Source organism: Nostoc sp. (genome assembly GCF_036917415.1).
In the GTDB taxonomy this organism is placed as follows: Bacteria; Cyanobacteriota; Cyanobacteriia; order Cyanobacteriales; family Nostocaceae; genus Nostoc.
On sequence record NZ_JBALDJ010000001.1, the window covers coordinates 1 to 22902 of the forward strand.

Below are 22902 nucleotides of genomic sequence, written 5' to 3' on the forward strand. Positions count from 1 at the left end.
TGCCATTGAGTTTTAGTTGGGACGAATAACCACCAAAAAAAGTTGTAATCAAAGCATTGTCTTGACCGTCATTAGTAATCAGTTTTTGCAGCGTACTCCAATCACCAATATTGAGGCTTCTGACATCAATTTTGTCCTGTCCTCGGACGAAATCAATGACTAAATCATTTTCTTGAGAGTATGCCAAGTTAAAAACATCATTCCCCGCCCCACCAGACAAAGTATCATCGCCCAAACCACTTTCTAAGCGGTCATTTCCACCTAGTCCAGAAAGGGTATCATTACCGTTGAAGCCTTGAATAGTATCATTTCCAGAAGTGCCAACTAAATTATCGTTATCGTTTGTTCCTTGAATAGCCATAGTTTTACCGTGCTTTTTTGGGTTTAATATTGACGCATGATGTAATAAATATTGCATCATATTTTGTAGCTCAATATTTGATATTCAATATTAATTATTATGTTTAAAAATACTGGATATTTTTGGTATAAGCAGCATTAAAATTACCACTTTTTCATAAAATGGCCTAAACACAAAAGGATACAGAGCAACTAAATTTATTTAGTGATCAGCTGCTAATAGATTGATAATGCTACTACATTGATAGTATATGAATTATGCTGATTAACTAGATTTAGTATACAGACAATCGAGCTACTATCAAAGTTAATTGGAGTAATTATTTAGTACCTCATGATTTTAGTGAATTACCTAAAATCACCAGCTTGCCACTGCGATCGCACACTTGTAGCGACAGTACAATTGGCTTTTAGGGACAAATTTTAAATAGCTTAAATAGTTAGAATTTATTGTAGAAAATAAAACATTAATCTAGAAATACTAGAATTGCATCTCTGTAGGCGATCGCCCACACTTGTTACTCAAATGTGGGCGATTCATTTGACACAGAGTTAGCTAAACAACAGCAGATACTTGCTGCTTAAAGAAAGCTTGCAACACTCTCTCTGCTATTTGATGACTAGTTAAACCTAGTTCTGTTTTAGATTCATTGGGTTCAGCATGATCTACTAACACATCTGGCACACCGAATCGCTTGACAGGAACTAGAATATCTGCATCCAACAAGGCTTCAGCGATCGCAGAACCAAAGCCACCCATGATACAACCTTCTTCTAAGGTGACAACACGGCCGATTTTCTTCGCTAAAGGCAAAATCAACTCGGTATCCAAAGGCTTAACGAAACGCGCATTAATTACAGTTGCTTCAATGCCATGTTCGCTGAGAATTTCCGCGGCTTGCATTCCTGAATAGACCATTGTGCCATAAGCGACGATTAACACGTCATCGCCTGTACGCAAAATCTCGCCTTTGCCGATTTCCAAAGGTTCCCAACCTTCCTCCATCAAGGGAACACCGTAGCCATTGCCACGAGGGTAGCGCATTGCGATCGGCCCGCTGGTATGATTAACGCCAGTTACCACCATGCTTTGCAGTTCTGCCTCGTCTTTGGGGGCCATGATTACCATGTTGGGAATGCAACGCAGATAGGCAATATCATACATACCTTGGTGGGTGGGGCCATCAGATCCGACGATTCCCGCCCGATCCAAGCAGAAGAATACTGGCAGGCTTTGGATGCAGACATCATGAATTATCTGATCGTAGGCGCGTTGCAAGAAGGTGGAATAAATAGCTGCAACAGGGCGCATTCCTTCGCTTGCAAGTCCTGCTGCTAGGGTGATTGCGTGTTGTTCCGCAATGCCGACATCAACATATTGATTCGGCAGTTTTGCTTGAAGTTTATCTAAACCTGTTCCCGTTGCCATAGCCGCAGTAATCCCGATGATTTTCGGGTTTTGTTCGGCAAGTTTTACCAGAGTGTGAGAAAAGACTTTGGCATAAGCTGGGGGTTTGGGTTTATTAGAAGGAATGGCTTTGCCAGTTGCGACGTTGAAGGGGCTTTGGGCGTGGTAGCCAACTTGATCTAGTTCGGCAATTTCATAACCTTTGCCTTTTACTGTTGCCACGTGTACCAAAACTGGGCCTGGTATTTGATGTGCTTGTTGGAAGGTGGCAATTAATTCTTCGAGATTATGCCCATCCACGGGACCAATGTAGGTAAAGCCGAGTTCTTCAAAAACTGCACCTACCTTTGGAACAGCCAAACGCTTCATACCTTCTTTGATGCGTCCAAGTTCGGGTGAGAGGGATTCGCCCACGAAGGGAATTTGCTTCAACTGTTCCTCAAGATTATCTTTAATAAATTGCACCGGTTGGCTGAGGCGCATTTTGTTGAGATAGCGAGGAATCGCGCCGACGTTGCGAGATATGGACATATCGTTGTCATTGAGAACAACCAACAGATTGGTTTTCGGCATATGTCCGGCATGGTTAATCGCTTCTAAAGCCATGCCGCCAGTTAGTGCGCCATCCCCAATTACAGCAACGGCTTTAAACTTTTCTCCTTTCAAGTCTCGCGCTAAAGCCATGCCCAATGCTGCTGAAATACTTGTAGAAGCGTGTCCAGCCCCAAAGTGGTCAAACTTGTTTTCACCCCGTTTGAGATAACCTGCAACTCCGTCTTTTTGTCTAAGGGTGTGGAAGCGATCGTAACGTCCTGTAAGCAGTTTGTGGGGATAAGCCTGGTGTCCTACATCCCAAATCACTTTATCCCGATCTAAGTCCAGTGTTTGGTAAAGTCCTAGTGTTAATTCGACAACACCCAACCCTGGCCCCAAGTGTCCACCATTAACTGCTACTGTTTGAAGATGCTTATCTCGAATCTGACGGGCAATCTGTTGCAGTTGGCGAACAGATAAACCGTGCAACTGATTAGGATGGGTGATTTCGCTCAGATGCATATTATAAGGTTTTCCTCTCTAACTTCGAGTCTCGGTATTTTGATTTTCCCACGGTCGGGTTGTCCACAGAATCAAACTTTTACATTATTACTAAGTTGTAGTGGAAAGTATAACTTCTTAATTGATAATGGTGAAAAATTTGTTACCCATTAACAATTCGTCAAATTAAGATTGCAATCAGTTAAAGTTATAACACATTTTTCTGTGGGTAATGCTACTTATAAAATGCCTATGATGCGTATAGAAAAACAAGTTTTTTAAGAGTAATTTGCGGAAGATCCCTAAGCAGATGACTCAATTTTGCCATTTTAAGTTAGTAAAAAAGAAAATCAAATATTTTAATTTACAGCTATATATCTAGCATAATTGCTAGTAAATATTTAACTAGAGTTTCTACTTTTCTTCGCTGACAGCAGCTAATTTTATCAGCGATCGCTAGTTCTTATAACTGTGACAAATATGTATCTAAAGCTACTCAATTACTTTATCTAACTTCATGTATTTAGTAAATCATTTCTGTATCTACGTTAAGAGTTTTCAATTGGAAACGAGGCTTTAACTACAATCCCCTGTAGGGACACAGAGCTAGCTCTGCTACCCTACCATAATGTTTAACTACCTGTAAATTGCTGTAATAATATTGACGTAACCTGAGACTTTCCAAAATTACTCGTAAACAACAATATTTCCGACTTCTTAAAGAAGTCGGAAATTTAAAGCTTTCGATTTTCACAAATCCAATCGGATTGCTATATCTATATCTCTATTTACCAAAAGCATCCTTAATGTTTTCAACAGTACGTTCAACAACATTCTTTGTGTTGTCTACTGCTTCTTTAGTCCGAGATGCATCTTCATTTGCTCTTCTCTGAATTGTAGCCGAATCTTTCTTGGCTTTGCGCTCAACAAAACTACCGTTGTCTGTTGCTTGGTCAACTTTACTGGCATTGCTCTTGGCAGCTTCCTTAACTTTATCTGCCGTATCATCAATGAAATTTTTGGTTCGTCCCGCATCTCTACCAGCTTTATCTTGAGCACGATCGGCTGTGTCTGACGATGCAATTAAGGTTGCAGAAGGATCGGCCATTGCTGAGGTGTTCGAGAAAAATGCACCTTGCCAAACAAAAGCGATCGCTAACATACAAAAAAGTGTTGTTACCATCCAGCGTTTTACGGTGGAAACCTGTTTTGTAACATAATTGGATTTCATACAATACAATCTCATGTGATTTAGTATACTATTTCTACTTCATTTAGCTTATTAGTCATATCAATCCCTAGATAGAAGTTCTCGCATCAATAGTTATGAAATTAGTTCACTATTTTGATAGATTGAATTTTGAGTAAAGATTATTTCCTAGTAATCAAAGGTCGGTTTAAACAAATTGCAATTTTTCGACATGGGCGATACCTACGGTGAGCTACGCTAACGCACCCAGAGAAAAGTTAGCGATCGCCCTTCAGTTAATTAACTTGCGATCGCAACTTACTTTTTACGATTGGGACGCTTGCGTTCTGATTTTTTCTTCAGTCCAACGGCTTGAGCTTCATCGCTATCTGAGCCATATTGACCGCGAATTACTTCTTTCATGGCTAATACAGCATTATGAAATTCCCATTCTGCTAATCGCGCAGCATCGACCGCAGCACGATATAAAGTTAGTTTTTCAGTTTCGGATTGTTGCTGCGCCAACATAGCTTGATAACCTTGCTGTAAGTTTGCTACAGAGGCATCAGTACGGGTTGTGTTATATATGCTGATGGTTTGCAAGCCGTGAAATGAGTTTATATCTTGACTAATTGATTGAGAAGGCAAACGACGGGTTTTATCTTGGGCGGGCATATAAGTACATTGGTATAGAGTATACCTGTAATGTGCCTATTACAACAAAAAATCTAACAGTAAAGTGAGATTTTTAGATAGAACAAGGTTAAAAAAAGCGTGAGTTAATTTTTGCAAGTCAAAACAATGGCATTGTCAGCCAAAATAATGGCATTGCAGGGGGTTGCATTAGATAACGTGGCGATCGCAATTACAATCTAAGGAGTTTACAGTAAGTTTTGGGAATCATTAAAACAATACAATGCTACACACATTTGGAGTTTTAATGAATCCTCATAAGCTGTTACCTACCTTGTCTTCAATCACAACATCTGATGAGTAGTACACCTACTACAAAGCCAATGCTGAGTTTCAATTAGAAATCCCTTGGAAGCAGGGTGCAGAAATCACAAAGGATGAACAGAATGCCATAGCAGATTCTTTAGCAGCTTGGCAGTTGGGTGAGACATCAGATGGGTTGCACTTACTGGCTACTGCTCAAAACTATGCACAGCGCATCAAAGATCCCAGATATGTTGATAAGGTTTTGAACGGCTCAAACTCGCCGCGTGATGCCGCTTATGCCGTTTTTGCTAAGAGCGATCGCACTTGCTCATATAGCCATCTGCCAATTTAAACACAAGGCAAAGTTGACAAAATCTTGCTGAAGATACACTTTTCGACGCGATCGCGAAAACACTCAAGAAGCCAAAATACTGATGGCAATTTGGGATGTGTGAGGTAAAGAATTGAATTGATATCTTAAGCCCAGACGTGTGGTGGTAGGGAATTAGCAGCGTGACGCTGTGCGAAGCAGTGTCAGAGTTTGTCGTCAGACATCGCTAAAGTTGCAAACTGCTGTAAGCAACAAGCGTGAGGTATAAAACCGAGGACTCAAAAATTAAATTATTCTTTTCCCTCCAGCATAGCTGCCTCCTGCCTCCTGCCTCAAAACTAGTGACTTTGTACTTCATACAAACGAAAACTGCTGTATCTCAACGAACTCCTAACTTTATTAGGACTTACGCAAAAACTCTCTAAAACTCTTGTTCCTTTGTGTCCTTTGCGTCCTTCTCTAACGAGACGCTAGGCGAATGCGGTTCGTTTTTTCATGATTTTGCGTAAGTCCTGTTTATTTATTTACCACTATAAAAAAAGGCAATTTCTTTCTCTTTTAAGGGTGCGAAACCGGCATCTACGAGTAATTGGTCGAGTTCTGCTTGGGGAATGTGTTTTGCGCCAATCCGCACAATGCGCGATCGCATCGTATTAGATACACCACTGCGCTGTCTATTGCTTTCTAGCGCCATAACTTTACCATAAAGTTCTAGCTTGGCAGGCAAAATGGGAGAACCATCAAAATCAATTCCCTGTGCGATCGCTTCATCAATCGCATCAGCCCCTGTAGTAGTTTGATTCCCTGGGTTCGTTTCGGTAGGCATGGTGATTTTCTCTTTTTCGCTATGGGTAGATTTTACCAGCCTTGCTGACACCAAAGCTGCCAACCCTCAAACTCATACCAATTTGAAAATCTGTAGAGACGCGATTCATCAAGTCTTTAGCCAAGGATGTGTTGCAATCATTAATTGAATTGGTATCACATTAGACTAATCACGAGCTTGTCGCGTCACCAAACCACCAACAAAAGCCCCTAAGATAGTGCCTGTCCAAAGTCCTGTTGTGCTACCTTGCCATATTGCTCCTGGTGTCATCCAAGCGTTGCACATCTCCTTTAAACCCCAAGGTTGGTTTTGGCACTTTTGGCTATGGAGCATTATGGTGATTTGCCCACTGGTGTAAGCACCAAAAAAACCTGATAACAGCGCCAAAAAAGTGCAAATTAAAATTCTGTTTTTTGTCATTTGTCATTTGTCATTGGTCATTTGTCATTTGTCATTTGTCATTTGTCATTTGAAAATTACCAAGGACTAATGACTAATGACTCTACGCAGTGGTTCAACCTGTATTTCTCATGCCAGCAGCAATACCATTAATAGTTAACAATGCTCCTCGCAGTAACTCGCCTTTGCTGTAACGAGAATGAATTACTCCAGAAGTAGCAGTAGTATTTTGGGACTGTCGTAGACGTTTGAGTAGTGAAACTTGGATAAACCCCAAGGGGACAATTGTGCCATTGCGTAACTGCACAGAGCGTTGCAATACAGGATCGCCATCTAAGAGTCGATTGTGATCGGTGATTTTTAACACCAAATCCCTTGTTAGATAAAATTCGCTAGCAATTTGGTCAAAAACCTTGGCAAAACGAAGTTTATCTTCTGGTTTTGAGAGTTCCTGGACGTAATGGTGTGCCATTTGCATATCTACTTTTGCCAAGGTCATCTCGGCCTTAGAAATCACCATTTTGAAGAATGGCCACTTAACGTAAAAGTAGCGCAGTAATTTCAAGTGTTCTTCTGGTTCTTCGTTCAAGAATTCTTGTAACGCTGTGCCAACACCGTACCACGAAGGAAGCAAAAAGCGAGTTTGTGTCCAACTAAATACCCAGGGAATAGCTCGCAGACTACTTAAATCTTTCTTACCAGATGGACGGCGTGCGGGGCGGGAACTAATTTGTAGCTGGCTAATTTCTTCGATGGGAGTTACTTGATGGAAGAAATCAACAAAATCAAGCTGTTCGTAGATTAGGGCGCGATAATGTTGACGCGATCGCACTGCTAATTCTTCCATAATCTCATTCCAGGGTTCAATATCATCAAACCCTGTCCGCAGCAGGCTGGCTTGAATCACAGCAGTGGTGATGGTTTCCATGTGATACAAAGCCAAGTCCAACAAGGAATATTTGGAAGCTAAAACTTCTCCTTGTTCGGTAATCTTGATTCGCCCATTGATACTATGACCTGGTTGAGCCAAAATCGCTTCGTAAGCGGGGCCGCCACCCCGTCCTACAGAACCGCCGCGTCCGTGGAAAATCCGCAAGTTTAGATCGTAGTTTTCTGCTATTTCTTGCAGTGATTTTTGAGCTTTATGAATTTCCCAGTTGCTGCTTAAAAAACCAGAGTCTTTGTTGCTATCAGAATACCCCAGCATTACTTCTTGCAAGTTGGGGGTGAGGGGGGAGGAGGAGGCAGGGGAGCAGGGGAGCAGGGGAGCAGGGGAGGGTGAATTTTCATCTGTACCTTCTGCTTTTGTCTGTTCGTAACCACCAGCTAACAAAGCGCGATATAACGGCAGTTCAAACAGTTTCCGCATGACGCTTCTGGAGCGTTGCAAATCTTCTACTGTCTCAAATAGGGGGACTACTTGAATAGTTCCGACGGCAATGGCGGGGTCAAAAAGTCTGGCTTCTTTGGCTAACAGCAGTACTTCCAGCACGTCACTCACGTCGCGGCACATGCTGATAATGTAAGTTTGGCAGATGTTAAGACCAAATTCTTGTTGCAGCGATCGCACGATGCGAAAGGTTTCAATTACATCGTTGGTTTTTTCGGAAAATGGCAATTCTGCCGGAATTAATGGCCTGCGGGTTTGCAGTTCGCCTGTGAGCCAAGCTACTCTTTGCTCCTCGGATAGTTCGTTGTAAGGTTGGGGTAATATTTGCAGGTATTCGAGGATTTCGTTGAGCGCATCGGCGTGACGGGATGATTCTTGGCGGATATCTAACTGTGTCAAGTTAAAACCAAAAATTTCTACTTGACAGATCAGATTTTCTAATTCTCGACAACTTAAACCTGTTTCTGTCAAGTTGCGCTGAATCATTCGCAGTTCTGCTAAAAAATCGGCTCCCGAACGATACAGGGGGCTATCTTGATTTGTTGGCGTTTCCCGATTGTACAAAGCTAGATTGCGATCGCGAGTATTTTCCAACCGTTTCAGCACGTAAGCCAGTTTCAGCCGATAGGGTTCTTGTCGATAACGCAGCGCCAGTGCGTCATATACTTCGCTTAACTGGGACTGATCGAATTCTAGAGATTCCAGTAAGTCTGGTAAAACATCACTCCAGTGCATTGACACACTCAACAATTCAATCAGATTTTTCACTGACTGAATATATCTCCCGATTACCATTTTGCGCTGATAGCAAGCCGTTTTCCAGGTGATTTCGGGTGTGACTGATGGGTTCCCGTCTCTATCTGCGCCTACCCAGGAGCCGAAAGAGCAAAAGTTTTTACTCGGTGGTTCTAGCCAAGGAAAGGTAGTGGATAGGGTGTGTTTGAAACGTTTATAAAGTTGGGGAATACCATCAAATAAAACTTCTTGGAAGTAATGTAGAGCATAATCTACTTCATCTAGCACTGTGGGTTTGAACTGGTGAAGTTCGTCTGTACGCCACCACAGGCGAATCTCTTCGAGCAATTGTTCGCGGACATCTACTGCTTCCCAAGGATATGCTCCTGGTGTAGTCCCGGAATGGTTTTCCAAGGCATCCAGTTTTTGCAAAAGTTGTACCACCTGTCGCTGCTTATCGCGGATGGTATGACGAACAATTTCCGTCGGGTGCGCTGTAAAAACTAAGCGCACATCCAGATGTGCAATTAGACGTTGAATTTGCTGGGGTGGTACATTCAGTTTGAATAAATAGGGAAACAAGGCAGCGAAAGTACCTTTTGGTTTGACTGGCGCTTTTTCTAGATAATTCTTTCTCAGGAAGGCTGCTGCTATTCCCTTGCTAACAGGCGCGTCATCTTCTCTTTGATTGGAGGAATAGTTAGCATTGGATGGTGTTTCTGGCTCTGTAGCCTCTGTTTCTGCTTCATAACGACTCAATTGCTGCCGTTGTTCGTATTCCTGCTCTATGATGTTAATCAACTGAAAATACAGAGCGAAAGCACGAGCGGCGCGAATTGCTTCGTTGATATTTAGTTGTTCAATCAATTTGACGGCTGAAGATGCTTGGTCATTTGTTGCTTGTCCTTCTGGCGAACATAAATCGCGCAACTGACGCAACAGGTCTACCATATTTTGACCGCATTCTTGCCGGAGAACTGACTCCCACAATTCTTCCACTACCTGGAGACGATGACGCAAAAATAATTCCGACACCGGGTATATATCCGCAGTTTGAGACGAAGAGTATAAAAGGGAACCCATATTCTCTATTCTGGTAAAGCTAATTACTGTTTACGGTTCTAGGTTTTGCAACTTAATGCTCACCGGGTTGTTCCTGAGCAAATAATTATTTGGTGTATATCTTCTCATCTTGATTGATTTCGTGTTCATCTGGGAAGTCTAGGTTGGGTAGGCGATCGCCTCGAAATAATTCTTCACTAGTTTCTCCTATGGCTTCTAGTGCTCTTACTGTAGTTTTTCCGGTAAGCAGCAGCAGTAATATAGACGCTGTACCTATTTGTAAAAGGAACGATTGAGAAATGGGAAACAAATCCAGATTGGATGCGGGTTTAGGTGAAGACTGTTGGTTGGTAGGAGGCATTGCTAATTTTTGGTTATGGGAATTTATGAGTAGAGACGCGATTAATCGCGTCTTTTAGGAGAGACACGATTAATCGCGTCTGTACAGGAGTTAGGATGACTCGAACGACCGAGGAATGGAGTTGAAATGAGATAAGCTTATTGTTTGTTTCGCCCATCAGGGGCATTGACGCAGTGGGACATAAGTCCGGCTTTAAAGACAAGTCATCAGTCAGTCATATAGAATTATTCTGACTCCTGGCTCCTGTACAGACGCGATTAATCTCGTCTCTCCTAACTTCTAACTTCTGATTTTTGACTCCCTATTAGTAAAATAAACGCAAAACTCAACATTAGTCAGACTTACAACCTATACAAGACTATCTTGTCCGATTTTGTGAGCTAGGAAGGTAACAAAATTGTTAAAAAAAAACGTCAGAGTGTGATAGACCTATGGTTCTAGTTTACAAGTGCAGGCACTATCCCCCAACCATCGCTGACTGTAAAGTTAACTGAGCATGAAAACAGTATTACCAGATCGCCAGCAATCCTTAGTGCAATGGGTAAGCCAAGCAACAGGGATCAACACTTTCGGAGTGAAAGTCCGGTTGCGGGGAAATGACCTTCATATTCTTTGTGAAGGTACAGAATGTCCGCAGCGTTGGCGTACTTTGTCTGATTTGCTGCAAGCACTACAGCAAACAAACTTAGATATCCTCACAAACAGCGAACAAACCTCAATATATCAAGTATTTGTCTATGGCCGCAGAAAAGGGGAACACCGCCCCTCATGGTGCCATCGGGTTCACTTAAATCAAATAGATAAGCATCTAGATCAGGTGCAACAAGCGCTGCTAGCAGACTCAGAAAAATTAAAACAATCGGGTGGGGCGCTAATTGTCTCTAACGAAAGTTTGGCACGCCAGGGAAATCCAGAGGCGATCGCTCGATATCTGAGCGAAACTCTGAGTACGCTAGGCGTATCAGTACAGGCCAAGATTAAGCTATCTAAGCCCAAGAATTCTCAGCCAGAAGAAAATCGCCTGTGGATATTTTGCCAGTCAAGCTATAGCCCTGATGCATCGTTGCTTGCCGAACCCATAGCACAGAAGTTGCGTTATCTCAAGCTTTCCGGCTACCAAGATGCCGTAATTGTTTCTCAGGTAAGTGGCGAAACTGCCCCAGATTGGCTGCTGCGGGTGGATTTGACGCCACCAGAGGTGATGCTTAAAGAGTGGGCGCGTTGGGGAGATGTCCAAGCGCTCGCTCGATTATTAGCTGAAGTACTATCAGGGTTAAAAGTTGGTGTCCAAGTTTCTCTGAAAGAATCAACGCTACATATATTTTGTATCCCAGCTTTCGATCCTTTAGGAACTGCCCCGATCCCAGACAAGGTAGTGTGCTTAGAGGCGATTTTACCGCAGCTAGAAGCGATCGCTCCTCAAGGCATTTTCGCCGCCACCGTATACGGACAAAAAGCAGGCGACAAGGAACCCACTTGGATTGATTGGCTGAGTTTACCCGCAGCAAACCATCCCGCCTTTGCCATATCACCACTTGATTTGGCAAATACTGGCGATGAACCAGCGATCGTATTTTTACTAGAGCGCTTACTCAATCCTGATTTGGATTGGCGACTATTGACAGGTGGAATTCGCGTACTTCTACTGAACAAAAATGGTTTATTGCACATTATGTGTGATGCACCTGTTTGTCCACAGCGGCAACAAGTAGCAAGTAAAATTACGCAGTTTATCCGCCAGTTAAAAATTTCCGGTATTATGGGAGTACGTATCTACGGTCGCCGTGCTGGGAATAAAGAACCTTTTTGGCATTATGGCGTCGATCTTGAACATCGCCAACGTTTAGTACCAGAAGCAACCCCAGAATTTGCTGCTACTTCTATATACATTAACGATTTAGTAACATCTGAGACTAGTGAGCCAATTTTGCGCCCAGACTTAACGACAGAAGAAGTTCAAAATTTTGTAACAGAAGTAGCGCGAGATTGGATAACAACGGCGAGTTCAACTGCGAGAAAATTCCTGTTGAAAAGCCAGCTATTTACCGAAAGCAACCAGTCAGCCGAACATAACCATGATGTTCAAGGAATTAAAATTGCTCTGGTTTGGGGAACACTGGGATTATTGCTCACCCTCCAAACTGATTGGGTATTGGGTCGAATTATTGCACGTAATACGCCCAGTTCGCCAAAAGTCGCTAGTGCCACCCTCCCATCATCTTCTGAGCAAAAGGCATCTTTGACATCTGGGAAAAATCAGAGCGAGAAAACGACATTTTTTAGCAGCACTTCTAAGACAAAATCTCCTCCAAATCAGAGTTCTGTATTTAATGCTTCGGAATTTACTCAGAGTGATGATACCCCAAAAAATAATTTGGCAGCCGCACCACTGAAGGAAAAAGCAACCGCAACAGCTATTCTTTTAGCAGCGCGATCGCAGATGCCAAGTTTTAATGTCAGGCAGTTAGACGAGCAATTAGCACTGTATAAACAGCGTTTAGCTAGAACTGGTAGTCCCCCAGATATATTGATTATTGGCTCTTCCCGCGCCCTTAGAGGAGTAGATCCCGCAGCACTTTCTAAGGCTTTAGCAACTCAAGGCTATCCAAATCTTGATGTGTTTAACTTTGGGATTAACGGTGCTACGGCGCAAGTTGTAGACTTTGTGATTCGTCACGTCCTTGAACCATCAGAACTACCCAAAATAATTATCTGGGCAGATGGTGCGCGTGCTTTCAACGGTGGGCGCGAGGATATTACCTTTAAATCGCTTGCTGCATCAGCTGGTTATAAACAAGCATTTGAAAAAACACCAACAACGGCAAGTAGCAATGATTTGCCAGAAAATACGGTAAATTCGGGAGAACAAAAAACAAACGAAGAAAAACAAGAGATTAGTACTTATGAAGCTGTCAATCAATCGTTAAATCAGGCTCTAGCATCTGTTTCTGCTAGCTATCAAAACCGCGACCAAATTAAAAGTTTACTACAAAAACAATTGCTCATATTTGGTAAGAATCAGACAGTTACATCACAAAAACAGTTGACAGACGGTACTTCAGATGAAAGTATTTCTCAGCAAGCGGTTGACTTTGATGGGTTTCTACCGTTGTCTATTCGCTTTAATCCCGCAAGGTACTATCAAAAACATTCTAGAGTTAGCGGAAATTATGACAACGACTATAAATCTTTCCAAGTAGAAGGACAGCAAGATGCTGCTTTTCAAGAAGTGCTTCAGTTTACCCAATCTCAGAAAATCTCCTTAGTGTTCGTGAATATGCCTCTGACAGGAGATTATTTAGATCCAGTGCGTAGACAATATGAGCAACAATTTCAGCAATATATGTTGCGTTTGGCTACTAATCCCAACTTTATTTATCGTGATTTGAGCCAACAGTGGACAAAAGTAAATGATTTCTTTTCCGATCCTAGCCACCTCAACCGCTTTGGTGCATACGAAGTCTCGAAAAAGCTAGCTAACGATCCGATGATTCCTTGGCCAGTGAAGTAGGGAGTGGGAGTGGAGAATCGGATGAGGCAGAAGAGGAAGAATAATTATTGATTAATGACCAATGCCCCATTACCAATGACAAATGACAAATGACTAAAAAATGAACTTTATATCAATTTTCTATGGGCTGTTCTTATTGAGTGTGTTAGGAATTTATTGGTCTTTAGCACAACATAAATTGCGATTGTGGACGCTGCTAATTGCCAGTTTGGTTTTCTATGCATCTTTGCACATCCAATACATACCATTACTATTAGCATTGACGTTTATTAATTTCCGTGTAGGACTGGAAATTGGGAACAATACATCACCAGGAAAACATTCTCTTGACTGGCAAATTTCTAATGAAGCTTGGCAATTTGCTCAAGTTGATTGGAATCGTCGCCGTCTAAAGGTTTTGTCGGTGGGTATAATTTTAAATGTTTTACTGTTATTAGCTTTTAAGTATTTTACCCCTTTATTCAAGTTTGTTTTTCATGTACAAACAAACTCACCAGATAGCTCTTTTAAAATAATTGCACCCTTGGGAATTTCCTTTTTCACCTTTGAATGTATTGCTTATTTAATAGATGTCTATCGCGGTGCCCCTGCTACTGATAATTTTCTCAAATTTGCTACATACAAATTATTCTTCGCCAAACTGATTTCAGGGCCGATTACACGCTACCACAACTTAGCAAATCAATTTAATACATTAGAATTACCCAGTACTAATAGAGTAGCTGAAGCGCTGTGGTTGATTGCTAGGGGCGCAGTCAAAAAAGGTATTTTTGCAGACCACTTGGGAATTTTCGTAGATTTATGTTTTGGTAATTTGCAACGGGCGGGTAGTACCGATTTGTGGTTAGCTACATTCGCCTATGGCTTGCAGTTATATCTAGATTTCAACGGTTACGTAGACATTGCCCGTGGTAGTGCTATGCTTTTCGGTTTAGTTCTACCTGAAAATTTCGACTTTCCTTATTTCAGCGCCAATATTTCAGAATTTTGGCGGCGTTGGCATATCACTCTGGGAGATTGGCTACGTAACTATGTCTACTTTCCTTTGGGTGGTTCCCGTCGGGGTTTAGTCCGTACCTGCTGGAATTTATTTATTGTGATGCTAATTGCTGGTATCTGGCATGGTGCTGCTTTGGGTTATGTTGTTTGGGGTATACTCCACGGATTAGCTTTGGTGGTTCATCGACTTACAGATTCTATAAGCGATCGCTTTGAAAATCTAGAACAATTCTGGCAAAATCCTCTGGGTATCTTTGTCGCTTGGTTTTTGACCCAACTGATGGTTTTTACCTCTTGGATTTGGTTCCGTCTACCTAATCTCCAAGACTCTTCTTTGGTAATTCGGCATCTTTGGGGTTATCCGGCTGACGCCCAGTTTGCTGAAAAGGTCTATGTGGAAGCCTTAAATATGAGCCAATCCCAACTCGCTTGGGTACTTCTAGGTTTAGCTGCCCTTATGTCTGTAGTCTATGCCTTCAATCGAATCCTGAAGTTAGAGTTTAACTGGCCTCTGAAGCTTGTATTCGTCCCCCTATGTTTCTACGCTGTTTGGTTATTAGCTCCTGAAGGCAGTTTGCCTTACATCTACTTTGATTTTTAACTGAACCATCAGACAAATATAGCAATCCTAAATGAGATTGCAAAAATTTTTTTATGGTCATCCTTAGTCATTTGTCAAGAGTCATTTGTGATTACAAAGGACAAATGACAGCCAACAAAAAAATATTTCACAAATGATTTAGGACTGCTATAGAACTTATTATCTCGTTACAAATCAGCAAAACTTGCAATTTATCCCATCAGCTAATTGTAAAGAAGTGTAAAGGAAAGTGACTAGGCGATCGCGTCATTGAAAGCGATCGCTAGTTTATTGTTGAAATGGCTTAAAAAGCCTCAATCCATTACTTTGTAATAGTAGGAAAACTTTACAGTTCGATGAGCTTGTTAAAGAATTATGTTACAGAATATTAAGTCACAGGTCGCGTCCAAGTAAATTCATGTACACTATATTTCAACAGGCGAAATAAATACCGCTTGTTGCATATTTTTTAACAACCCATAGCACTTATAAAACCATGACCACAACCTTACAACGGCGCTCTGGCGCTAGTGTATGGGATCGCTTTTGCGAATGGATCACCAGCACCGACAACCGCATATATATCGGTTGGTTTGGTGTACTTATGATCCCAACCCTACTAGCTGCTACAACCTGCTTTGTAATTGCTTTCATCGCTGCTCCTCCTGTGGACATCGATGGTATCCGCGAACCAGTTGCAGGTTCTTTGATCTACGGAAACAACATCATCTCTGGTGCAGTTGTTCCTTCTTCAAACGCCATCGGCTTACACTTCTACCCAATCTGGGAAGCTGCTTCTTTAGATGAGTGGTTGTACAACGGCGGTCCTTACCAGTTGGTAGTTTTCCACTTCTTGATCGGTTGCGCTGCCTACCTGGGTCGTCAGTGGGAACTTTCTTACCGCTTAGGAATGCGTCCTTGGATCTGCGTAGCTTACAGCGCACCTTTGGCTTCTGCTTGTGCAGTATTCTTGATCTACCCAATCGGTCAAGGTTCATTCTCCGATGGTATGCCTTTGGGTATCTCTGGAACCTTCAACTTCATGATTGTGTTCCAAGCAGAACATAACATCTTGATGCACCCCTTCCACATGTTAGGTGTGGCTGGTGTATTCGGCGGTTCCTTGTTCTCTGCAATGCACGGTTCCCTAGTAACTTCTTCCTTGGTGCGTGAAACCACCGAAACCGAATCTTTAAACTACGGTTACAAGTTCGGTCAAGAAGAAGAAACCTACAACATCGTTGCAGCCCACGGCTACTTCGGTCGTTTAATTTTCCAATACGCATCATTTCAAAACAGCCGTCAATTGCACTTCTTGCTCGCAGCTTGGCCTGTCATTGGTATCTGGTTCACCGCTTTAGGTATCAGCACGATGGCGTTCAACTTGAACGGTTTCAACTTCAACCAATCAATCATTGACTCTCAAGGTCGCGTCATCAGCACCTGGGCAGATGTGATCAACCGCGCTAACTTGGGTATGGAAGTAATGCACGAGCGTAACGCTCACAACTTCCCACTCGATTTGGCTGCTGGTGAAGTTACACCTGTAGCAATGACTGCTCCTGCTATCAACGGTTAATACTTCAGTATTAGCTAAATAGAAAACGCCCTCCAGAAATGGGGGGCGCTTTTTAGTTGTAATTATTTTAAAACAGGTCAAATAAATCCTCTACTAGATTTTCTTCTATAGCGATGCTTCCAGATCGCAAAGCCAGTAACGAATAAAATTAACGGTGCAAGTCCGACAAAGACGTAGAAAATACGAGATGGCAATCCCCAGAAAGTACCGTAATGCAAATCGTTAAAGGAATTGAAGACGCGATCGCCTAACGATGCAGTCGCCTTCGTAGATACCTGTATCAGTTGATGTTGCCACATTTCAATATATTCAAAATTATTGGATTAGCAGGTAATTTCACCGATTTCTAAACCTCTTGCCATAGTTCATCAAAGTCAGCTTCTGTAAAGATGATTGTCATAGTTAAATGAGAAAGATTTTTATTTCTTGCTCTCATTTTCCCATCTATGTAGACGCCCTCTCGGCGGCTGTGGAAGACATTGCGTTACACTATCTTAGATTCAAGCTACAACTCCTGCGATGAGGAATCAGGTAATGACGGCTTCTGTGGAACATGGCTTAAATAATAACGCTTTTATCCCTCCTTTAGAAAGTGGCGATCGCTTAACCCGCTACGAATTCGAGCGTCGTTATACAGCAATGCCCGATAAAAAAGCAGAATTAATTGAAGGAGTCGTCTACGTAGCATCACCCCTGCGTTTTAGAAGTCATGGCCAACCTCATGGACAGTTAATTACCTGGTTGGGAGTTTATCAAGTTTCCACCCCAGGCGTAGCGCTAGGTGACAATGTTACTGTGCGCTTGGATTTAGACAATGAACCACAGCCTGATGTCTTGCTGTTGATAGATAAACCAGCCAGAGGACAGGCACAAATAAGTGAAGATGATTACGTAGAAGGCGCACCGGAATTAGTAGCAGAAGTAGCAGCCAGTAGTGCATCCATTGATTTGTACGACAAAAAACGAGCCTACCGTCGCAACGGAGTACAGGAATATATCGTCTGGCAGACTTTGGAAAATAAACTTGACTGGTTCTCTTTGCAAAATGGTGAATATTTGCCACTCGTCGCAAATGCAGAAGGTGTGATTAAAAGTAGGGTATTTCCAGGTTTGTGGTTAGCTGTCACTTCACTCCTTACAGGAGACATGACGACAGTTTTAGCAGTGCTGCAACAAGGATTAAATTCAAAAGAACATGCGGAGTTTGTTAAACATTTGTCTTAGTAAAACTTAATATAAATATATTGAAAAATATAAATCATTCATGTAAAACGTGATATACAAGCCGATAACAATTTCCTCTTTTTTATACTATCTCCCTGGGGAAGTTAATGAATAGCATTTTTGATCTGAGGTAATTTGAGAGAGTTACGGCTATTAGGGAGAAGGTATTTAGCGAAAGTCTTTGAAAACAGCTTGATTTTCAATTCTTAAGAATTGGAAAAGTTTGTTGTCAGCGATTTATAAATAACACAGTTTATAAACAACACAGTTATGACCACAACTCTAGGAAGAAGAGAAAACGGCAACCTGTGGGATCGTTTCTGTCAATGGATTACTAGCACCGACAATCGGCTTTATATCTGCTGGTTCGGCGTTTTAAGCATTGGGCATCAGTACAATGGCGTTCAACCTCAACGGGTTCAACTTTAACCAATCAATTCTTGACTCCAAAGGTCATGTAGTTAATACATGGGCAGATGTACTGAACCGGGCCAATCTGGGTATAGAAGTGATGCACGAGCGCAATGCTCACAACTTCCTCCTAGATTTGGCAGCGGATAAGGCAGTAACTGTAGCAACGATCGTACCTGTAATTCACGGTTAATTGTAAGTTAAAATTCACTGCGCTCTCTGTCTAGAGAGCGCTTTTTTCATGCATAAAGCTATTGGGTGGCCACCCAATAAAGCCTGCATTTCTCAAAGTAATCTCTAGGGCGGAGGCTAGGATAAAAGTAGGTAGGGCAGGGCTGTTTTGCTCCCTAAAAGATGTAAAATTACAACTATCTAGGGGATGAAAAATCATGGATGCAAAGATGAAACAGCCCTGTTTTTAATTACTGAATCGATGCTCTACTCTAACTGCTAACTCCTAAACCGTAGACAACGAATAGACCTGACCATCGATCAGCAGTCGCGTGATGCCCTTAGCTTGTAGATGAGTACGAGCCTTATGGAGCATTTTACTATCTGGAACTTTAATCACGCGATCGCGTTTAGTAGAAAAACGCTTGGCGACGCGATGGTTATCAAACACCGGCAGAGTTCTTTGCTGGGTTTCCAGGCTGGGAATTTGCCCCAAGTCACCAAAGTCCTTCAGAGGACGCGTAATTAGTTCCGAAGAACGGTCAATTACCAAATAGCAAGTTTTTGGCAAATTGGCTATTGACAGAGGTAAAACTTGAACTGATGCTTCACCTGGTCTACGTTTTGTGACTAAAGGTCTTTGGTCATCCAGGTCATCATCATCAAAGTCTTCTTCCTCAAAGTCATCATCATCTAAATCATCATCTTCTAAATCATCCAAATCCTCGGATTCGTCGAGCAAATCTTCGCCCAGCATCTGCGCGATGACAGCCGCTCCTGGATGTTCATTCTTTAGCGGTGGGATGGGAATGCTGACTATTTCCGGCGGCTTTGGCTCTGGAGTTTCTAACTTCTCTGTAACTCGGAGCTTTGGTTTTTCTGTCGCCGAGGGGCGTCGCCGCACTCGTCTACTAGCAGCAATTGACTCCGCCGTTTCGTCTGAGTAAAGTTCCTGCTCTACACGAATTATCTTACGTGGTAGTGGCTCAACCTTTGGCACTTCCAAGGGTTGGCTTTCGCTGGGTGGAACTTCTATCTCCGGCTCTGGTTCTGGTTGACTCAGCAGCGGTAACTGCTCGTAGCTTACCTGTGCCCTTCCTTCAGGAGTTCTCGCAGCCCGCTTTAAAGAGACTAAGTATTCATACTCATCTTCTGGCAAAGTGCTTTTGAGCAGGCGACTAATCGTCGAGTTACTCACACCATAGCGGTCTGCCAAAGTTGAGGTTGTTTCGGCAGTCTCTCGATATAACTTAAGAATTTCTTGCTTGTCAGAGTCTGTTAGTTTTCTCACGGTAGATACCAAAAATCCTTACTAAGCTCGTTTACGTCCGCTGGTACGCCGCGTTCGTCTTAGTGATGCGTCATATTCTAAGACAGCGCCCATGCCAAATAACACTCCACTAAACACCCAAAACACCTCTAATATCTCCCCACTTTGATAATTGGGGCCTTGGGCGTATTTAAACCACATATCTGCAATGTAGAGCGAAAAGGCCGCCGCTGCAATCATTCGCCAAGACTGGGAAACTCTTCCCCCCCAAAAGGCTAGTAGCAGAGTGGTAGCAATAATTAACAAAACTACATCGCTAACTACGTAAAACCAATTCAAAATAGCGACTAGCAGTTCTGAGGGTGTTTCCTGTTGCATAGAAATCCACCATGCCAACAAACTACCGAACACTGCAATTGCTAACACAATTAGCCACTGCCATTTTTCCAGATTGATTCGCCTGGAAGCCACAGCTAAAATCATGCCTGCACCAAGTAATAGATAAGTCAGTACAAAAAATATATCGCCCACAGATACATCCGGTTCATCTTTTAAAACTATTTCGGTATAGCCGAAAATTATCCCCCCAACGAAATAGGAAAGCATACCTAACCCAATTAAGAGCCAAACATTTCGCCCACTGACGATTTGCGGACTCAGCCAATTCCTCAAGCATAAGATACTGGCACCCAAATAAGCTAAAGCTTCAAAAATATTTGTACCAATCACATACCACTCGGCCCGGCTTTCTATACCATCTGCTCCGGGAACTTTGGCACTAAACAACAAAAAGTATAGCAGTGCTAGTACGGCCCAGCCAATATTAGCTAAGACAATGTTCTGAGTGGTGAAAATTGATTTAGAAAGAAATGAATTTTCGTAAGAGTTATTCATAGGACTTGACTATGTAGATGCACTCTGGCAGTATTTTGAGTTAAAGGACTGTATATCTTGCAGTATGTCTGTCAGGTAATACACAATCGGACACCAAAAGCAAGTGCCAATGGCAGGGATTTTGTAAAAAAATTTCCATGCTACTGCCATAGTTTAGCCAGTGGCGATTGATTTAGCCAAGTGATAAACAGCGATCGCTCGGCTTCTGGCATATCTTCTAGCTTATAAATCACTTGTTTGGTAAAATTAGCGTTGCCAAAATAAGCTTTTCCTAATCGATGCAGTTCTTGTAACAGGATAACTACATGATTTTCTTGCCAATCAGGTATTTTGGCTGTCGGCAAAGGATTAGTAGATACCAAATATTTAACTGCTTCTAGGGAGGATGCTTGGGGAAATTGCTTCTGCTTTAACACCTCCGCAATATCTTTTTCAAATAAGGCAGCTTGCCTAGCACCTAAAAACTCTTCAATATCGATAGAAACACCTTGCAACAGCAAAATACTGGCTTGGATTAAAATCGCCGTTTTGCCATGACCACCTGTGTCACTATCTAGCTGCTCTAAACGGATTTTACCCCAAACACTAAAACGTTCCGGTTCTTCCAGCAAAACACAGGCTTTGCCTCGGTTATCCGTTAATTCTCTCCATAAGCCTCTAGCTTCTTCCTCTTGACTAGCTTTGAATACGCTAATCAAGCGAAAAGTCTGCCCTTGATAACTAAGGATCGGCACCTGCTGATCCTTTTTTGGGTGCTGAATGCTTGATATTTCAACATCCTGCCGTTTGAGAATAAACATGGCACTAGCAAATAACTCCTCACAGGGGCACTCTTAATATGGAATATATAATGGCATTTGGCAGCATCGCCAAGGCTGAAATTACCTAGCATACTGTGGAAATGAGCCTAGCGATCGCCAGATTCTTCTCGAAGCTAGCCGCCCAGAGGACGGTGGCGTTAACAGGCAAATAACCCCTTGACAACTCAATATATCTAAACCAATACTCCATCTGTTTCGTTTTTAGTGTAAATTGACTAGCTAGCGACTAGCATCTTAGCCTTGCTAGTGGTAAATCTGCAATTTTCGATTGCTTCTTGGTAGGTAAGAACGATATAATAGTGTAGGTGACTCCTTTGGGAGCCATTATTTTGTTTTGGGCGCGTAGCTCAGTGGATAGAGCAATTGCCTTCTAAGCAATCGGTCGCAGGTTCGAACCCTGCCGCGCTCGTTTTAACTCAATATGAACCCTCAAGCACTGTGACGTGATATGATGATTTCCTCGATTGAGGGTTCGTTATTGCTGGATCATACCAAGAATAAAAGCGATATTGCTGCAACGAAAGCGATCGCCGATTTAACACTTAAAGGGTATTTAGTTCTCACACCACTTGTTTGTGAGCATTTACCTTTTGATTTTGTTGCTTACAAAGACGATAAATTTTACAAAATACAAGCTAAATATGCGGGAGATAATAGAGTAGTCAATAAAACTATTTGGGTAGATAAAAATGGTACTCATCAGAAAAAGTATAAAGTAAATGACTTTGACTTTTATGCTGTTTATCTGCCTGATATAGATAAAGTTGTTTATCCATCAATTAACTTTAATGGTTGCTACATGAACTACCCAGATACCTAATTCAGCTACACCGTTTTACTGGTGGGAGGATTTTACAGATTTTACTGAAGCAGTATCTAAGCGAACCTACAAGGAGTTTGGCGTTGATTTAACAACCAGAAAGGTTAACCCATACTCTAGAATTCATACCAGAAAAGTTGAAAGGCCATCAAAAGAAGAACTAGAAAAACTAGTTTGGGAAAAGCCAACCGCACAAATTGGGAGAGATTTTGGCGTGTCTGATAAGGCTGTAGAAAAGTGGTGTAAGGCTTATGGGATAGAAAAACCACCTAGAGGGTATTGGGTGAAGAAAGCTTATGGAAAAGTGGAAGGATAATTTTGCTTAAATCTTTCATTTGTTTAAGCATAAGAGAAATTTAGAGATTGCCTGAAATTCATATTATGAAAGAACCCGTTTCTGAACATCAATGCGATGTTCTTCTAAGTAAAGTTTAATTGTTGTAAAATTTTTAATATCATTTTCAGTTATATTTTTAAATGGGTGCTTAAAATATAAGTAGCTAGGCGCAATTAAATATAAGACGCTCAAGGTCATATCCACCCTTTAAACTTCTAGCTTCCATGCCATCAATAATTGCTATAGCTAA

Annotated in this window: 19 protein-coding genes, 1 tRNA gene and 2 pseudogenes; 9 read left to right on the forward strand and 13 right to left on the reverse strand. The window is 42.0% G+C overall.

The window, feature by feature from the left end; all coding sequences use genetic code 11:
• The 4 genes from V7K41_RS00005 to V7K41_RS00020 form a co-directional block, all read right to left on the reverse strand.
• A partial coding sequence (locus V7K41_RS00005) for a M10 family metallopeptidase C-terminal domain-containing protein (protein WP_442943080.1) occupies positions 1–361 on the reverse strand: 361 nt, incomplete at its 3' end.
• A gap of 555 nt (positions 362–916) precedes the next feature.
• On the reverse strand, positions 917–2824 hold the full coding sequence (dxs, locus tag V7K41_RS00010) for a 1-deoxy-D-xylulose-5-phosphate synthase (RefSeq protein WP_334845128.1): 1908 nt from the start codon (positions 2822–2824) through the stop codon (positions 917–919).
• Positions 2825–3587: 763 nt separating this feature from the next.
• Positions 3588–4034, reverse strand: a complete 447-nt coding sequence (locus V7K41_RS00015) for a hypothetical protein (RefSeq protein ID WP_334845129.1) — start codon at positions 4032–4034, stop codon at positions 3588–3590.
• Positions 4035–4310: 276 nt separating this feature from the next.
• On the reverse strand, positions 4311–4667 hold the full coding sequence (locus tag V7K41_RS00020) for a hypothetical protein (protein WP_334845130.1): 357 nt from the start codon (positions 4665–4667) through the stop codon (positions 4311–4313).
• A 436-nt stretch (positions 4668–5103) separates the two neighbouring features.
• Here V7K41_RS00020 and V7K41_RS00025 point away from each other — a divergent pair, with 436 nt between their 5' ends.
• Positions 5104–5283: a hypothetical protein gene (locus V7K41_RS00025; RefSeq protein ID WP_334845131.1), complete on the forward strand. Its 180-nt coding sequence runs from the start codon at positions 5104–5106 to the stop codon at positions 5281–5283.
• Between the two features lie 499 nt (positions 5284–5782).
• Here V7K41_RS00025 and V7K41_RS00030 read toward each other — a convergent pair whose 3' ends face one another.
• The 4 genes from V7K41_RS00030 to V7K41_RS00045 form a co-directional block, all read right to left on the reverse strand.
• Positions 5783–6088 (reverse strand): small RNA NsiR4-regulated ssr1528 family protein, encoded by a 306-nt coding sequence (locus V7K41_RS00030; RefSeq protein WP_334845132.1) that lies wholly within the window; start codon positions 6086–6088, stop codon positions 5783–5785.
• A gap of 165 nt (positions 6089–6253) precedes the next feature.
• On the reverse strand, positions 6254–6508 hold the full coding sequence (locus V7K41_RS00035; protein ID WP_334845133.1) for a hypothetical protein: 255 nt from the start codon (positions 6506–6508) through the stop codon (positions 6254–6256).
• A 94-nt stretch (positions 6509–6602) separates the two neighbouring features.
• Positions 6603–9695, reverse strand: a complete 3093-nt coding sequence (locus V7K41_RS00040) for a phosphoenolpyruvate carboxylase (RefSeq protein WP_334845134.1) — start codon at positions 9693–9695, stop codon at positions 6603–6605.
• Positions 9696–9780: 85 nt separating this feature from the next.
• Complete coding sequence (locus tag V7K41_RS00045) at positions 9781–10035, reverse strand: hypothetical protein (RefSeq protein ID WP_334845135.1); 255 nt, start codon at positions 10033–10035, stop codon at positions 9781–9783.
• Positions 10036–10531: 496 nt separating this feature from the next.
• On the opposite strand from V7K41_RS00045, the gene V7K41_RS00050 reads away from it, so the two are divergent.
• From V7K41_RS00050 to psbA, 3 genes are all read left to right on the forward strand, one after another.
• Positions 10532–13546, forward strand: a complete 3015-nt coding sequence (locus tag V7K41_RS00050; RefSeq protein ID WP_334845136.1) for a DUF1574 family protein — start codon at positions 10532–10534, stop codon at positions 13544–13546.
• A 100-nt stretch (positions 13547–13646) separates the two neighbouring features.
• On the forward strand, positions 13647–15146 hold the full coding sequence (locus tag V7K41_RS00055) for an MBOAT family O-acyltransferase (protein ID WP_334845137.1): 1500 nt from the start codon (positions 13647–13649) through the stop codon (positions 15144–15146).
• Positions 15147–15621: 475 nt separating this feature from the next.
• Positions 15622–16704 (forward strand): photosystem II q(b) protein, encoded by a 1083-nt coding sequence (gene psbA, locus V7K41_RS00060; RefSeq protein ID WP_334845138.1) that lies wholly within the window; start codon positions 15622–15624, stop codon positions 16702–16704.
• 77 nt (positions 16705–16781) lie between these two features.
• Here the strand turns inward: psbA and V7K41_RS00065 are convergent, their stop codons facing one another.
• The gene (locus tag V7K41_RS00065; RefSeq protein ID WP_334845139.1) at positions 16782–17003 is read right to left on the reverse strand and encodes a PepSY-associated TM helix domain-containing protein; all 222 of its coding nucleotides are present in this window, start codon (positions 17001–17003) and stop codon (positions 16782–16784) included.
• Between the two features lie 235 nt (positions 17004–17238).
• On the opposite strand from V7K41_RS00065, the gene V7K41_RS00070 reads away from it, so the two are divergent.
• The 3 genes and pseudogenes from V7K41_RS00070 to V7K41_RS32735 all read left to right on the forward strand — a co-directional run.
• Positions 17239–17928 carry a Uma2 family endonuclease gene (locus V7K41_RS00070; protein WP_334845140.1) on the forward strand — a complete coding sequence of 230 codons (690 nt, stop codon included), beginning with the start codon at positions 17239–17241 and terminating at the stop codon, positions 17926–17928.
• A gap of 270 nt (positions 17929–18198) precedes the next feature.
• On the forward strand, positions 18199–18357 hold the full coding sequence (locus V7K41_RS32730; RefSeq protein ID WP_442943082.1) for a hypothetical protein: 159 nt from the start codon (positions 18199–18201) through the stop codon (positions 18355–18357).
• A pseudogene (locus tag V7K41_RS32735) lies at positions 18308–18532 on the forward strand (photosystem II q(b) protein); the annotation flags it as partial. The gene V7K41_RS32730 and the pseudogene V7K41_RS32735, both read left to right, overlap by 50 nt.
• 264 nt (positions 18533–18796) lie before the next feature.
• On the opposite strand, the gene V7K41_RS00080 reads toward V7K41_RS32735, so the two are convergent.
• The 4 genes from V7K41_RS00080 to V7K41_RS00095 all read right to left on the reverse strand — a co-directional run bounded on the left by V7K41_RS00080 (position 18797) and on the right by V7K41_RS00095 (position 21685).
• Complete coding sequence (locus tag V7K41_RS00080; protein ID WP_334845141.1) at positions 18797–19801, reverse strand: transposase; 1005 nt, start codon at positions 19799–19801, stop codon at positions 18797–18799.
• Between the two features lie 21 nt (positions 19802–19822).
• On the reverse strand, positions 19823–20674 hold the full coding sequence (locus tag V7K41_RS00085) for a hypothetical protein (RefSeq protein ID WP_104908316.1): 852 nt from the start codon (positions 20672–20674) through the stop codon (positions 19823–19825).
• A 140-nt stretch (positions 20675–20814) separates the two neighbouring features.
• Positions 20815–21474 (reverse strand): Npun_F0813 family protein, encoded by a 660-nt coding sequence (locus tag V7K41_RS00090; RefSeq protein WP_334845142.1) that lies wholly within the window; start codon positions 21472–21474, stop codon positions 20815–20817.
• Positions 21475–21559: 85 nt separating this feature from the next.
• The gene (locus V7K41_RS00095) at positions 21560–21685 is read right to left on the reverse strand and encodes a hypothetical protein (protein WP_334845143.1); all 126 of its coding nucleotides are present in this window, start codon (positions 21683–21685) and stop codon (positions 21560–21562) included.
• Positions 21686–21831: 146 nt separating this feature from the next.
• On the opposite strand from V7K41_RS00095, the gene V7K41_RS00100 reads away from it, so the two are divergent.
• Positions 21832–21904 (forward strand) — tRNA-Arg (locus tag V7K41_RS00100).
• A gap of 42 nt (positions 21905–21946) precedes the next feature.
• Positions 21947–22631, forward strand: a pseudogene (locus V7K41_RS00105) (group I intron-associated PD-(D/E)XK endonuclease).
• The last annotated feature ends 271 nt before the right edge of the window (positions 22632–22902 follow it).

What these genes read in the sequence shown, in the direction of transcription:
- V7K41_RS00085 (WP_104908316.1), bottom strand. Translation starts at nt 20,674, where the DNA reads ATGAATAACTCTTACGAAAATTCATTTCTTTCTAAATCAATTTTCACC.
- V7K41_RS00015 (WP_334845129.1), bottom strand. Translation starts at nt 4,034, where the DNA reads ATGAAATCCAATTATGTTACAAAACAGGTTTCCACCGTAAAACGCTGG.
- V7K41_RS00045 (WP_334845135.1), bottom strand. Translation starts at nt 10,035, where the DNA reads ATGCCTCCTACCAACCAACAGTCTTCACCTAAACCCGCATCCAATCTG.
- V7K41_RS00065 (WP_334845139.1), bottom strand. Translation starts at nt 17,003, where the DNA reads ATGTGGCAACATCAACTGATACAGGTATCTACGAAGGCGACTGCATCG.
- V7K41_RS00095 (WP_334845143.1), bottom strand. Translation starts at nt 21,685, where the DNA reads ATGGAGTATTGGTTTAGATATATTGAGTTGTCAAGGGGTTATTTGCCT.
- V7K41_RS00030 (WP_334845132.1), bottom strand. Translation starts at nt 6,088, where the DNA reads ATGCCTACCGAAACGAACCCAGGGAATCAAACTACTACAGGGGCTGAT.
- V7K41_RS00020 (WP_334845130.1), bottom strand. Translation starts at nt 4,667, where the DNA reads ATGCCCGCCCAAGATAAAACCCGTCGTTTGCCTTCTCAATCAATTAGT.
- V7K41_RS00055 (WP_334845137.1), top strand. Translation starts at nt 13,647, where the DNA reads ATGAACTTTATATCAATTTTCTATGGGCTGTTCTTATTGAGTGTGTTA.
- V7K41_RS00050 (WP_334845136.1), top strand. Translation starts at nt 10,532, where the DNA reads ATGAAAACAGTATTACCAGATCGCCAGCAATCCTTAGTGCAATGGGTA.
- V7K41_RS00090 (WP_334845142.1), bottom strand. Translation starts at nt 21,474, where the DNA reads ATGTTTATTCTCAAACGGCAGGATGTTGAAATATCAAGCATTCAGCAC.
- V7K41_RS00040 (WP_334845134.1), bottom strand. Translation starts at nt 9,695, where the DNA reads ATGGGTTCCCTTTTATACTCTTCGTCTCAAACTGCGGATATATACCCG.
- V7K41_RS00070 (WP_334845140.1), top strand. Translation starts at nt 17,239, where the DNA reads ATGACGGCTTCTGTGGAACATGGCTTAAATAATAACGCTTTTATCCCT.
- V7K41_RS00035 (WP_334845133.1), bottom strand. Translation starts at nt 6,508, where the DNA reads ATGACAAAAAACAGAATTTTAATTTGCACTTTTTTGGCGCTGTTATCA.
- V7K41_RS32730 (WP_442943082.1), top strand. Translation starts at nt 18,199, where the DNA reads ATGACCACAACTCTAGGAAGAAGAGAAAACGGCAACCTGTGGGATCGT.
- psbA (WP_334845138.1), top strand. Translation starts at nt 15,622, where the DNA reads ATGACCACAACCTTACAACGGCGCTCTGGCGCTAGTGTATGGGATCGC.
- dxs (WP_334845128.1), bottom strand. Translation starts at nt 2,824, where the DNA reads ATGCATCTGAGCGAAATCACCCATCCTAATCAGTTGCACGGTTTATCT.